Raw genomic sequence first — 12671 nt, forward strand, 5'->3', positions numbered from 1 at the left:
TCATGGCTGAGCAGCTCAACTCGCTCGAAGAACTCGGCACCGTTGCCAAGACCGAAGCTGCCGCTCCGGTTCATGTCCAGAAGCTGGACGCACAGGGCCGCGCCTATGCCACCGGCAAGCGCAAGGACGCCGTTGCACGCGTATGGGTCAAGCCGGGCACCGGCAAGATCACCGTCAACGACAAGGAATTCGAAAAGTATTTCGCACGTCCGGTTCTGCAGATGATCCTGCAGCAGCCGATCGTCGCTTCGAATCGCGCTGGTCAGTTCGACATCGTTGCCACCGTTGCCGGTGGCGGTCTCTCCGGTCAGGCCGGTGCCGTTCGTCACGGCATCTCCAAGGCCCTCACCTACTACGAGCCGGGCCTGCGCACGGTTCTCAAGAAGGGTGGCTTCCTGACCCGCGACAGCCGCGTTGTCGAACGTAAGAAGTACGGTAAGGCCAAGGCTCGCCGTTCGTTCCAGTTCTCCAAGCGCTAATAATCTTTTCGCTTCGGATTTACAGAAAAGCGGGCCTTCGGGTCCGCTTTTTTGTTTTCGTTCCGCACCGCATTTCAGCCTGCCCAACTGCGGATGGACTTGCGTTTGATCTCAAGCTGCCTTTGCGGAGACTGTTTGTAATAGTCCTGCGCCATGCCTGAAACCCAGTCGCCGTAGCTCGGGTTGGGCAGCATGAAAAACTTCGTGCCGAACGCTTCCCGGCTGGCTTCGACGAATGCGCGTCGCTGCTGGTTGTTCTTGTGAAAGGTCGCAGCTCCGAAGTCGTTGAGATTGTCCCCCATATAGATGACGACATCATATCCTTCAGCCTTGATGCTATCGAAACGCTCCTGCTTGTTGGACTGACCGCTGTTCAGCAGAAGCGTTTTTGCCGACACGCCGGGAAAGCCAAGCTTTTCAATGTTGGCTGCGGTAGACTGAAACGACCGGGCATCGCGGTTCGTGACGTAGAACATCGTACCGCCGTTCGCGTTCACATGCCTTGCAAACTCCACAGCGCCCGCAATTGGACGTGCCTGCCCAGCGGCCATCCAGCGCGCCCATGTCTCCTCCGTAAAGGCTGCACCCTGCCTTACGCGCCATCCGGCATAGGCGGTATTGTCGATCATCGTCTCGTCGAGATCGACAATTACGGCCTTCTTTCTTCCCTTTGCCGGTTTTGCTGCGTCGAAGGCCCGACGCGCGCCATTGAATGCCTGATAAGCCAGCGCGTCATATTCGCCAGACAGCTGCATCCAGTTGATTGCGCTTACATTCTGCTGCTCCAGCTGATAGCTGGCGAAGCGTTGGTTCGTTGCACAGCCCGCAAGTGAAGCGGAACAAACAAGAAGCGCCGAGATCGCAAGCAGCGTTTTTCGCATGATGTCCCTCCATAAAAGAGAGCCATTAGCGCTTAACGGTTCCCGCACCTCAATTGCTGTTATGTGCCCTCAAGATGTTAGGTAGCAGTGCGCCTTCGCCACAGTTGCAAGCCGGTTCGATAGCAGTCATGAGTATTCCAGGAACCTCTGACCCTACTCACGAGCGGATAAACCCCATGTCCCTGCCTGTAGCATCAAACCGTTTCGCGGCCACACCGGAGCAGCCGCCCTACCTGATCGTCACCTTTGCTTCGCAACGTGTCATCGGCGAGGACGATGGCTATGGCGACATGGCAGTTCAGATGGGTGAACTTGCGGCGAAACAACCCGGCTATCTCGGTATTGAAAGCGCGCGCGACGCGGAAGGCTTTGGTATCACCAATTCTTTCTGGGCCGACGAAGAAAGCATCCGCGCGTGGAAGCGCGACGTGGACCATCTGGTTGCGCAGAGACTCGGGCGTCAGAAATGGTATGAAGCCTATCGCGTGCGTATCGGCCGCGTGGAGCGCGCCTATGGATTTGATGCCAAGAGCGAATGAAAACGCTATAGAAGCCAGACCATCATCCCGGACGACAGACATGCCTGCAAAGACCATCGACCACGCGATCACTGCCCGCAGCCTGACCGGCGCAGCCACCGACCCGACCCATGCGGGCGTGCTATCGTTCATGCGGCGGATATACACGAAGTCGTTCAAGGGAGCCGAAGCGGTTGTCTGGGGCATTCCCTTCGATGCCGCCGTTTCCAACCGGCCCGGCGCACGGTTCGGTCCACAGGCGATCCGCCGGGCCTCGGCCATCTTCGACAACGACCCGCAATATCCGTTCGAGCGTGACCTCTTCGAGAATCTCGCCGTCATCGACTATGGCGACTGCCTGCTGGATTACGGCAATCACTACAAGACCCCCGCCACTATCGAGCGCGAAGCGGCAAAAATTCTGAAATCCGATGCGTTCCTGCTGACACTTGGCGGCGATCATTTCATCACGTGGCCACTTCTCAAGGCCCACGCAGCAAAATATGGCCCGATGGCGCTGGTGCAGTTCGATGCGCATCAGGACACATGGTTCGACGATGGCAAGCGGATCGACCACGGTTCATTCGTGGCCCGTGCGGTGCGCGATGGCATCATCGATCCCGACCACTCGATCCAGATCGGCATCCGCACCCACGCGCCGGAAGATTGTGGCATCAAGATCATCTATGGCCACGAGGTGGAGGACATGTCGGCGGCGGCGATCGCCGATGAAATCCTGAAGCGCACCAATGGCACGAGGGCCTATCTCACCTTCGACATCGACTGCCTTGATCCGGCCTTCGCGCCGGGAACCGGCACGCCGGTCGCTGGTGGCCCGTCATCGGCAAAGATGTTGTCCGTCCTGCGCAAGCTCGCAGCTCTTGACTTCGTGGGCGCCGATGTGGTCGAGGTTGCACCAGCCTATGATCATGCCGATATAACAGCCATCGCGGGAGCGACGATTGCAATGTACTATCTGGGCCTTCTGGCCGAACGGAAAGAACGACGATGAGGCGCTTGTTCACAAAGTGATTCAAACAGCTCAAACGCTGATTCCACGTAATGTCGTAACTTTCTGAATTCAAAGGCAAAACGCATGAAACCGAAAATCTTCATCGATGGCGAACACGGCACCACCGGCCTGCAAATCCGCGCCCGTCTGGCCGAGCGCGACGATCTCGAAGTGATCTCAATCCCGGAAGCCGAGCGGCGCAACAAGGATTTGCGCGCCGACTATCTGCGCGCTGCCGATATTGCGATCCTTTGCCTGCCGGACGATGCCTCCAAGGAAGCGGTTTCTCTGCTCGAAGGTCACAACTCGACCCGCATCATCGATACGTCGACCGCTTATCGCGTACATCCCGACTGGGCCTATGGTTTTGCCGAGCTGGCGAAAGGCCAGCGCGAACGCATCAGCGAGGCGCGCCTCGTCGCCAATCCGGGTTGCTACCCGACCGGCGCGATTGCGCTTGTTCGCCCGCTTCGCGATGCGGGCCTGCTGCCTGCCGACTACCCGGTGAGCGTCAATGCTGTTTCCGGCTATACCGGCGGCGGCAAGCAGCTGATCGCCCAGATGGAAGACAAGGACCATCCGGACTATCTGGCGGCAAACAATTTCCTTTACGGCCTGCCGCTCAAGCATAAGCACGTGCCGGAACTGCAAATGCATGGCCGTCTGGAACGCCGCCCGATCTTTTCGCCCAGCGTGGGACGCTTCCCGCAGGGCATGATCGTGCAGGTTCCCCTGTTCCTGAGCGAATTTGAAGGATCGCCGTCGCTTGCAACGGTTCATGCTGCGCTGACCGATCATTATGCCGGTCAGGATATTGTCGAAGTCGTGCCGCTCGAGGAAAGCGCGAAGCTTCCGCGTGTCGATGCGGAAGAGCTTGCGGGCAAGGATGGCATGAAGCTTTTCGTCTTCGGCACCGAAGGTGACGGAGAAGTCAATCTCGTGGCGCTGCTCGACAATCTGGGCAAAGGCGCGTCGGGTGCCGCCGTCCAGAACATGAACCTCATGCTCGGCAAGGCATGATGCCGAAGCAGCCGGTGTTTCCTGTCGAATGGAATATCGGCTCGTTCGAGCCACTGGCGGATACGCATTCGAGCCTCGTCTGGAAGGTCGAACGCATCGATCATCCGGGCGAGGTTTTTGTCGTCAAGCAATTGAAGCCGGCCGGAATGGAAGAATTGCGCGGAGCCCATTATCTTGCCTGGCAGGATGGACATGGTGCGGCGCGATTATACGCCCTGGATGGTGCGTCGATGCTGCTCGAATATGTGGGCGACTACCACCTCGATGAACACCTGAAACGCGGCAACGACGCCGAATGCCTGCTCATCTTCGGCGAGGTGCTGAGCGCGCTGCATACGCTCTCTCCCGCCCCGATACCGGCTGACCTGCAACCGCTCGACAAACACTTTTCCGGTCTTTTCGCGATGATGGATGAAAGCCCGCTCTATGCAGAAGGCGCGGCGGTCGCCAGGCGCTTGCTCGCAACGCCCCACGAAACTATCCCGCTGCATGGCGACATCCACCATGAAAACATCATCAAGGGACCCCGCGGCTGGCTCGCCATCGATCCGCACGGGGTGGCTGGGGACGCCGCCTTCGATGCGGCCAACATTTTCTACAATCCGCTCGATCGCGACGATCTCTGTCTGGACCTCGAGCGTGCGCGGCGCATGGCCGAACATTTCGCGCCGATCATCGGGCGAGATCCGGCCTATATTCTGGATTATGCCTTCGCCTATGGCTGTCTCTCAGCCGCGTGGCATCGCGAAGACGGTAACGACGCGGATGAAGCGCGGGAACTGAAGATCGCCTCCGCGCTCAGGCACTTGCGTCGGACCAGCTATCCCTCGTAAGCGCCCTTGGTTGCGCGCCAGTGCGCAACCGCGAAAGCCAGAACGATCAGCGCGAAGAACTGATGCGTCAGGCCCAGATGCAGCGGAACACTCATCAGAAGCGTTGCAATACCGATAACAGCCTGCACAAGTACCAGACCGAGGAGAACAATGGTGCGGCGTGCATGGGTGGTGCCCGGAGCGTGTTTCCAAACCTGCAGCGAATGCAGCACAGCCAGAACAAGAACCGTATAGGCGAACATGCGGTGCACGAACTGGACCGTTTTCGGGTTCTCGAACAGGTTGCGCCACCATGGCGACTGTATGAACAGATCCGACGGCACCACAGCACCATCCATCAGCGGCCATGTGTTATAGGTCAGACCGGCATGCAGCCCGGCCACGAGCCCACCCAGGTAAATCTGCACGAGCACGGCGAACACGATCCAACCCGCAAAGCGCTGGACCGACCGTTCCGCCGGTCGTTCGCTATAGGTGACAAGGCCACGCGCAATGTAGAATACCGCCGTTATGATGACACAGGCCGTCGTCAGATGGATCGCCAGACGATACTGGCTGACGCTCGTCAGCTCGCTCAGGCCGGAGGCCACCATCCACCAGCCGATAGCGCCCTGCAGGCCGCCGAGCGCGAGCAGACCCAGCATGCGGTATTTGAGGCCACCGCGGAGGCGTCCCGTCACCCAGAAGAAGGCCAGCGGAACGGCGACCAGAAACCCGACAAAACGCGCAAGCAGGCGATGCGCCCATTCCCACCAGAAAATGTACTGGAATTCCTCCAGCGACATGCCCTTGTTGATCTGCTGATACTGGGGAATCTGGCGATACTTGTCGAACTCTTCCACCCATTCGGCATGGTTCAGCGGCGGAATGACGCCGTGAATGGGCTTCCATTCGGTTATGGAAAGGCCCGAACCCGTCATGCGTGTGGCACCGCCGACCATGACGATGGCAATCAGCACGACGAAAACTGCATAAAGCCAGTGACGCACGAGGCGACGGTCGCGGTTCTCTTTCGATGACCTGCCCTGTCCTACACGCTGCGCCGTTGCTGCCGTCATGCCATTCATCCTTCGATAACAAGAGAAGGATACATGCCGCATAGGTGAAGCCGTTACAAGTTGGTGTGACGCGACATGCCGCCGCGTTTTTACCCTTTCACTGTCACCGTTCACCGGTTAGTGAAGAAACGGGAAAAGGAGAACTGCGCCATGCCCGTTCGGCTGAAGAAACTGATCGGCACTTTTTTGCTGGTTTCACTGGTCATCATCTATGCGGTATTCGCGACCGTTATCGCCGTAGCGCATCTGGCCCAGTCAAGCGCGTGGGTGCATCTCCTTTATTTCTTCGTGACCGGCATTCTGTGGGTTTTGCCAGCCATGGGCATCATCTGGTGGATGGCGCAGCCACCACGCAAGAAACAACATTAATCCCCTCCGAGGAAGCTGCAGACAATGGCGGGTGAAGTCGCAGCGCGCATTCTGACGGATTTCAGCGAGATCGCGCGGCTCTGGAAAGATGCCGAGGCCGTTCACGGCGCGCCCCAATCGCTCGAATGGATCGATAACTGGCGCGCCATCGTCAATGCCGACAGTTTTGTCGTCGGGCTTTTTCACGGAACCACGCCGATCCTGCTCGTGCCGCTGGAAGCTGTCAGCCACAGGGGTGTAAAAATTGCGCGCTATCCCGGCGGAAGCCACGCCAATTGCAATTTTCCCTGGCTCAGCAAGGAATATGATGGCGTTGCGGGTCGCGACGCAGTCAATCAGCTACTCGGCATCATCCGCAAGGTGCGACCGGACATCGATGCACTGTCGCTGACACGCCAGTTTTCTGAAATGCAGGGTGCAATCAACCCGCTGCTTGCTCTCGGAAAAGCGCCCAATCCAAATCCGGTTCTCGCCGTCTCTCTTAATGGCGGCTTCGATGCCGTGCTTGATCGCGCCAATCGCAAGCGAAAGCTGAAAAAACATCGCCAGCACGACCGCCGCTATGAAGAAAGCGGAGGCTGGAGAATTGACGCACCCCGAAGCCCTGCGGAATCAGAAAATGTTCTCGATCTCTTTTTCGCGATGAAGGCGCAGCGTTTTCGGCAAATGGGTATCAGCGACCCCTTCGCCGACGAGAAGGTGCGCAATTTCTTCAAAGCCTTCTTCTGCGCGGGCCTGACGAAAGATCATCAGTTGAACGAATTGCGCTTTCTTGAGGTGGGCGGGACCATACGTTCGATCATCGGAAAGGTGTTCGGCGCTGCAGGACCGACCGTTGAGTTCGGCGCAATCGCACAAGATGAACTGATGACGGCCAGTCCGGGTGAATTCCTCTTCTTCGAGGATATCAGCCGCAGTTGCGGTGAAGGCCATTCGGTCTACAGTTTCGGCATTGGTGACGAGCCCTACAAGCGCGAATGGTGCGACATCGATCTTGCGATCTATGACACGCTGGTGCCGCTATCAGCCAAGGGCAGGTTGTTCACGGCGCTGCAATCAACCCGCAACGCGGTCGCCGGAAGCCTCAAGCGCAATCCGCGTCTCTGGGGCATGGCCAAGGCGCTGCGCAGCAGGTTCGCGAAAAGGTAGAGCGTGCTGGCGATCCGATTCAGGAACCCGTTGCAAGACATTGTTCCAGAATCAGATTCCGGCAATCAGGCCGGTTCGTCCATCAAAATGACAACGTCTTCATAACCACCCTGGTCGAGGTCGAGCGCGGCGAGCGCGACGCCCTTGTCGTCCGGATCGACAATGCTCATCACCACGGAAGCAGGTCCATCGGCAATGCGCCCGATCTGTTCCGAAGACGACGGACCACACTCTACGACGACAAAATCATAGACGGTTTCCAGCGCGTCGAGAATGAGCGGCAGGCGATCGGCGGAGCGCATGGCGATTTCGGGATCCGCCTCCCCTAGCGGCACAACGTGAGCCTGTGAGAACCGGTCGCTGTGGATGACCTCGTTGAAACGCCGCTCGCCGGACAAAAGCTCGGTAATGCCGGGCAGATGCGTACCATCCAGCATGGCCAGACCTACGGTTCCCTGAGCAGTCATATCCACGAGAATCGCGCGCTTGCCGCGATCCGCGAATTCACGCAACAGACGCACCGTCCCCGCCGATGCCTTGTCACCTTCGGGAGAAACAACCACGATGCGCTTCTCCTTACCGCTGGCAAGCAGATCGGCGACAGCTTCCACACCATTGGGATTATGCTGGCGCGTTTCGCGCTGGCTGGTCTTGTCCCGCCTGTTCATGGGAAACTCCTCCACGGTTTTCCGTGTGTCCGATACCGGCGGCCTCACCGCAAACGGCATATTCCACGAACGGCGCGGCGCCACAATTGTTTCATTCGAAACTGCATCGCCGCCTTCGGCTCTCGATGGCGGCACGGCAGCGGCTTCGGCGGCAGCGGCAATAACCGGCATTTCGATTTCCTCCACTGCGGCAGCCCTCTGGCCACCGGTCGTCACGAACGCCCGGCCGCTGAACAATTCACGCAGCAGAACGAAAATAGACAGCAGCAGCAGGCCCGCCACGAAAGTCGAACCGACGATCGGCAGTATCATCGGATAATAGGGAACCGCCGGGGTTTCGGCGGAAGAAAAGACGCGGGCATCGACCGGCACATAGTTGCGGTCGGTACGGGACGCGGCTTCGCGATAGCGCGTCAGATAGGTTTCAAGAAGCTGGCGCTGTGCCGCCGCTTCGCGCTCCAATGCGCGCAACTCGACTTCCTGATCGCCAGCCTGTGCCGCCTGTGCCTTCACCCGGTTCAGCTCGCGATTGAGTTCGTCCTCGCGAAGCTTTGCTGCGGAAACTTCGTTGTCGAGGCTGGCAACGAGCTTGCGGCCTTCGTTCCTGATCTGCTGGTCGAGATCAGCAAGCTGCGAACGCAGCGCCTTGATACGCGGGTGACCGTCGAGAAGCGTCGTCGAAAGATCGGCAATCTGGGCATTGAGCTGGATGCGCCTTTCGGCAAGACGCTGCATCATCCCGGAAGCCAACACATCGGGCAGCGTGTCGATGGGCGCACCGGAGGCGAGCGCCTTGCGAATGCTTTCCGCCTTTGCTTCCGCAGAAGCGCGGTTGGTGCGAACCCGGGTGAGTTCGGTCGAGACTTCAGAAAGCTGCTGTGTCGCGATGGTGCTGTTGCTCTGCCCGGTCAGAAGCCCGCGCGAAGCACGGTAGTCCGCAACCTTCCTTTCCGCATCGCGGACACGGTTGCGCAGGTCGTCAATTTCAGGGGCGAGCCAACCGGTCGCATCGTCGTTCGATTCAAGCTTCGCGGCCTGTTGAAACAGGATGTACTGATCGGCCAGCGCGTTGGCGACATTCTTGGCCGTCTCCGGGTTCGCCGACGTATATTGAACCACGATGACGCGCGAAGCAGTAACGGCAAAAACCTGCATGTTCTTGCGCAGTTTCTGCAAGACGCGCTCTTCCGGGGTCAGACGCTCCGGATCGGTCCGCATGCCAAGCATGATGAGAACGCGGGTCCAGGGCTTCACTTCCGTTGTCGTGAAGGCTTCGTTGCTGGTCAGCTTGAGCTCGTCGGAAACTTTCTTGAGAAGATCGCCGGAGGAGAACACTTCGACCTGGCTCTTCACCCCTTCGGCATCGAAAAGCGGCCGCTCGGCAGAGGTCTCGCCATTGGGGCGAGTATAGATGGATTCACGGGCCTCGATCATGAGGCGGGCTTCGGCGCGGTAATCCGGTGTCAGGAGAAGGCAAATGGCCCAGGCAAGCGCCGCCATGAGAAGCGCGCCGCCCACAATGAACAGCCAGTGACGGCGCAGGCTGGAGAACAGCGCACCGATATCAATATCTGCGTCCCTTGATAACGGATCGACTTCTGCCATTCCCCATTCTCCATGGACTTCGCGAGTGCGCTTGCGCGCGTGATCGCTCTCGCCCGCGTGGGATGAAACACCCCCGAATCTGGGCGGAAGGTAAAGGAACAAGGTAACCAGAGGGTTAAGCAGGGTAAGTTCGCCACCGTGACGAAGCATAAAGATTTTGCGCCGGACCCTGTCTTCTTTACCAGCCATTAACCCTAATCAATCGATAACGCTTGCAACCGATATTCGTAATCGCGCTGGCAGTACCGCGTCGATTGCGTGCGTTGAGAAATATTGCTTTTCGGAAGAACCGAGGCGGAAAATGACGGCGAAGACAATTCAGAACAAGCGCAAAGGCCACACTCTGCTCGTGGCACTCGGCCTTGCCGCCATGACGCTTTCTGCCTGCTCCAGCTATCGCCCCGCCCCGCCCGCTTTCCACGAGGCGCTGAACCAGCCCTATATGCTGGATGCCGGCGACCGTGTGCGTATCACGGTTTTCGAGCAGCCGAGCCTTACCAATACCTATAGCGTCGATCAGGCTGGCTATATCGCTTTCCCGCTCGTGGGCAGCATTCCGGCACGCGGCAAGACATCCAAGCAACTGGAAGGCGTCATCGCATCCAAGCTGCGCGGCGGCTATCTGCGCGACCCTGACGTCAGCGCTGAAATCGACCGCTATCGTCCGATTTTCGTGATGGGCGAAGTGGGTGCTGCCGGCCAGTATTCCTATGTTCCGGGTATGACCGCGCAAAAAGCGATCGCCGCAGCGGGCGGTTTCAGCCCGCGCGCCAATCAGGAGAATGTCGATATCACGCGCCAGTTCAACGGCAAGGTCCTGACGGGCCGCGTGCTGATCTCCGATCCCATCCTGCCGGGCGACACGATCTATGTGCGCGAACGTCTGTTCTGATGGCGATTGATGGCTGATGATACCAATGCCTCCCCGCTGCGCATCCTCCACTGCTTCCGCGAACCGACCGGCGGGCTCTTCCGCCACGTCCGCGATCTGGTGGGCCTGCAAGCGGAAAAAGGCCACGCGGTCGGCATTGTCTGCGACGCAACGACCGGCGGTCCGCGCGAAGACGCGCTTATGGAGGAATTACGGCCAAAGCTCGCGCTCGGCCTTCACCGCATTGCCATGCAGCGCCATGTCGGACTGGGGGATGCAGCGGCAGCCTACAAAACATATCGCATCATCAAGAAATTGCAGCCGGACATATTGCACGGACATGGCGCCAAGGGCGGCGTCTATGCGCGTTTGTTCGGCTCAGTCTTACGGGTATTAAGGTCTCGCGTAGCCCGTATCTATTCACCGCATGGCGGAAGCCTGCATTTTGACAGAAAGACGCGCCGCGGCGGCGCCGTCTTTCTGATCGAGAGGTTGCTGGCCCCTCTGACCGATGCGGTGATGTTCGTCTCGAACTTCGAAAAGCGTATTTACGAAGAAAAGGTGGGGAGGCCCTATGGCCTTCATGCCGTCATCTATAACGGCCTGGCCGAAGATGAATTCATGACCGTCGCCGACGCAGCCGGTGCCTGCGATTTTCTGTTCGTGGGCACAATGCGCGAACTGAAGGGACCGGACGTCATGATCCGCGCCCTTGCTCGCCTGCGCGACCGGAACCAGCGCGCCCTCACCGCGACCATGGTGGGAGATGGCGCGGAAAAGCCCGGCTTCATCGCCCTTGCCGAAGAACTAGGCCTTTCCGGGCAAATCCGCTTTCTGCCCGGGATGGCTGCACGCGAGGCCTTTGCCCTGGGGCGTATAATGGTGGTTCCATCACGCGCCGAAGCGTTTCCCTATATCGTTCTGGAGGCGCTCGCTGCCGGAAAGCCCGTCATCGCCAGCAACGTCGGCGGCATTCCCGAAGTGTTTGGGCCTCGCTCCTCCGCACTGGTGGAGCCGGAGGAGGAGGCGCTTGCGGATAAGATGCTGGGCGTTGCGGATGATCCCGCAGCGTTTCGCGCCGCGATGCCGGACGCGGCGCGGCTGCATGAGCGTTTCAGCCTGCAAACCATGGCCCACTCGATCGAGACGATCTATTACGAGGCACATCCCGACCGGACAGTGCCGGAAGATTGAGGGATACCCCTCACCCAACCATCGCGGCGAAGGGTTCCGAGGCGGACACAGCTCTGTCCACTTGTGACCGAAATCCGCCCCGCGCCGCAAAATAGATATAGTGGAAGGCGTCGGCACGCCCGCCGATCAACGATATATCCTCGCGTTGCCATTGCCAGGGCAGCATGTCCAGCTTGTCTTCAAACGGGTCGGATATGGTTGCGGACCAGAACGCGGCGATGCCGTTCGGCTTCAGTGCCCGTTTCACCACCCCGAGCCCATCGTCCTCATAGATGGCTCCGTTGGCAGCGCGGACGGTGAAATCCGGTCCATTATCCGTGTCCATCAGTATGGCATCGTACCGGTCCTGCTCAGCGCGAAGGACATCCATCACGTCGGCAACCCGGACATCGACCCGCGGATCGTTCAGCGGATGATCGGCAAGGTGGCCGATATGGGTCCGGTTCCAATCCACGATCTCTGGAACAAGCTCGCACACCGTCACTCTGGCGTCGGGTCCAAGTAAGTCAAGTGCGGCCCGGAGCGTGAAGCCCATGCCGAGCCCCCCGATCAGCATATGCGACACCGCCCGTCCGTGCAGGCGAAGCGACCTCTCTGCCAATACGGTCTCGGACTGGAAGTTGACGTTCGACATCAATTCCAGGCCGTTATAACGGATTTCATAGATGTGATCGCGTTTTCGCAACAGAATTTCATCGCCGGCATGATTGCCCGCTCTCGCCAGTTCGGCCCAGATAGTCATGATCAACCCTAGCGCGCCTTGCCGAATGCCGCTAACGGCTCGGACAAAACCGCATCAAAACAAACAGTTAATACGACCTCAAAAGGTCGCAGCGTGAATTGCTCTCATCAGGATTTTGGGTCGCTGTGCGGTCAGGCGCGCAGCAACCCCATGACATCGTCCGATCTGGTGCCGATCAGAAGTGGGAAGAGAGCCTGCCTGTTGACGGCAATATGCGCCGAACAGTTCGACGGCAAAATGCCGCTTGCTGCTTTATCTTCCAACGGTTCCAT

General features: G+C 59.0%; 14 protein-coding genes. 9 read left to right on the top strand and 5 right to left on the bottom strand.

Features of this window, described 5'->3' with window-relative positions; genetic code table 11:
* Window positions 1–2 precede the first annotated feature (2 nt).
* Window positions 3–479 (top strand): 30S ribosomal protein S9, encoded by a 477-nt coding sequence (gene rpsI, locus ACS5UA_RS13780; protein ID WP_006466519.1) that lies wholly within the window; start codon window positions 3–5, stop codon window positions 477–479.
* Between the two features lie 74 nt (window positions 480–553).
* On the opposite strand, the gene ACS5UA_RS13785 is transcribed toward rpsI, so the two are convergent.
* Entirely contained in the window at window positions 554–1360 is an 807-nt protein-coding gene (locus ACS5UA_RS13785; RefSeq protein ID WP_113463540.1) for a 5'-nucleotidase, lipoprotein e(P4) family, read from the bottom strand.
* Window positions 1361–1536: 176 nt separating this feature from the next.
* Between ACS5UA_RS13785 and ACS5UA_RS13790 the strand changes: the two genes are divergently transcribed.
* From ACS5UA_RS13790 to ACS5UA_RS13805, 4 genes are all read left to right on the top strand, one after another.
* Window positions 1537–1899 (top strand): antibiotic biosynthesis monooxygenase family protein, encoded by a 363-nt coding sequence (locus ACS5UA_RS13790; protein WP_353392500.1) that lies wholly within the window; start codon window positions 1537–1539, stop codon window positions 1897–1899.
* Between the two features lie 40 nt (window positions 1900–1939).
* Complete coding sequence (speB, locus tag ACS5UA_RS13795) at window positions 1940–2890, top strand: agmatinase (RefSeq protein ID WP_113463538.1); 951 nt, start codon at window positions 1940–1942, stop codon at window positions 2888–2890.
* 84 nt (window positions 2891–2974) lie between these two features.
* Entirely contained in the window at window positions 2975–3910 is a 936-nt protein-coding gene (argC, locus tag ACS5UA_RS13800; RefSeq protein ID WP_113463537.1) for an N-acetyl-gamma-glutamyl-phosphate reductase, read from the top strand.
* On the top strand, window positions 3910–4743 hold the full coding sequence (locus ACS5UA_RS13805) for an aminoglycoside phosphotransferase family protein (protein WP_113463536.1): 834 nt from the start codon (window positions 3910–3912) through the stop codon (window positions 4741–4743). Before argC ends, ACS5UA_RS13805 begins: the two co-directional genes overlap by 1 nt.
* Here ACS5UA_RS13805 and ACS5UA_RS13810 read toward each other — a convergent pair.
* A complete protein-coding gene (locus tag ACS5UA_RS13810) occupies window positions 4731–5801 on the bottom strand; it encodes a COX15/CtaA family protein (protein ID WP_353392497.1) in 1071 nt (356 codons plus the stop codon). The two genes, ACS5UA_RS13805 and ACS5UA_RS13810, sit on opposite strands and share 13 nt — an antisense overlap.
* Before the next feature lie 150 nt (window positions 5802–5951).
* Between ACS5UA_RS13810 and ACS5UA_RS13815 the strand changes: the two genes are divergently transcribed.
* Together ACS5UA_RS13815 and ACS5UA_RS13820 are read left to right on the top strand one after the other, a co-directional pair.
* Window positions 5952–6170 carry a DUF2842 domain-containing protein gene (locus ACS5UA_RS13815; RefSeq protein ID WP_113463535.1) on the top strand — a complete coding sequence of 73 codons (219 nt, stop codon included), beginning with the start codon at window positions 5952–5954 and terminating at the stop codon, window positions 6168–6170.
* 24 nt (window positions 6171–6194) lie between these two features.
* Window positions 6195–7319: a GNAT family N-acetyltransferase gene (locus ACS5UA_RS13820; protein WP_353392495.1), complete on the top strand. Its 1125-nt coding sequence runs from the start codon at window positions 6195–6197 to the stop codon at window positions 7317–7319.
* Window positions 7320–7384: 65 nt separating this feature from the next.
* Here ACS5UA_RS13820 and ACS5UA_RS13825 read toward each other — a convergent pair whose 3' ends face one another.
* Window positions 7385–9592, bottom strand: a complete 2208-nt coding sequence (locus ACS5UA_RS13825; protein ID WP_113463533.1) for an exopolysaccharide transport family protein — start codon at window positions 9590–9592, stop codon at window positions 7385–7387.
* Between the two features lie 301 nt (window positions 9593–9893).
* On the opposite strand from ACS5UA_RS13825, the gene ACS5UA_RS13830 reads away from it, so the two are divergent.
* A complete protein-coding gene (locus ACS5UA_RS13830; protein ID WP_025091383.1) occupies window positions 9894–10484 on the top strand; it encodes a polysaccharide biosynthesis/export family protein in 591 nt (196 codons plus the stop codon).
* A gap of 9 nt (window positions 10485–10493) precedes the next feature.
* Complete coding sequence (locus tag ACS5UA_RS13835) at window positions 10494–11657, top strand: glycosyltransferase family 4 protein (RefSeq protein WP_353392492.1); 1164 nt, start codon at window positions 10494–10496, stop codon at window positions 11655–11657.
* A gap of 10 nt (window positions 11658–11667) precedes the next feature.
* On the opposite strand, the gene ACS5UA_RS13840 is transcribed toward ACS5UA_RS13835, so the two are convergent.
* Together ACS5UA_RS13840 and ACS5UA_RS13845 are read right to left on the bottom strand one after the other, a co-directional pair.
* Window positions 11668–12399: a spermidine synthase gene (locus ACS5UA_RS13840; protein ID WP_113463531.1), complete on the bottom strand. Its 732-nt coding sequence runs from the start codon at window positions 12397–12399 to the stop codon at window positions 11668–11670.
* Window positions 12400–12530: 131 nt separating this feature from the next.
* Window positions 12531–12671 (bottom strand): hypothetical protein, encoded by a 141-nt coding sequence (locus ACS5UA_RS13845; protein WP_021587771.1) that lies wholly within the window; start codon window positions 12669–12671, stop codon window positions 12531–12533.

Origin of the sequence: Brucella sp. RRSP16 (genome assembly GCF_052246815.1) — a bacterium.
Taxonomy (GTDB): Bacteria; Pseudomonadota; Alphaproteobacteria; order Rhizobiales; family Rhizobiaceae; genus Brucella; species Brucella intermedia.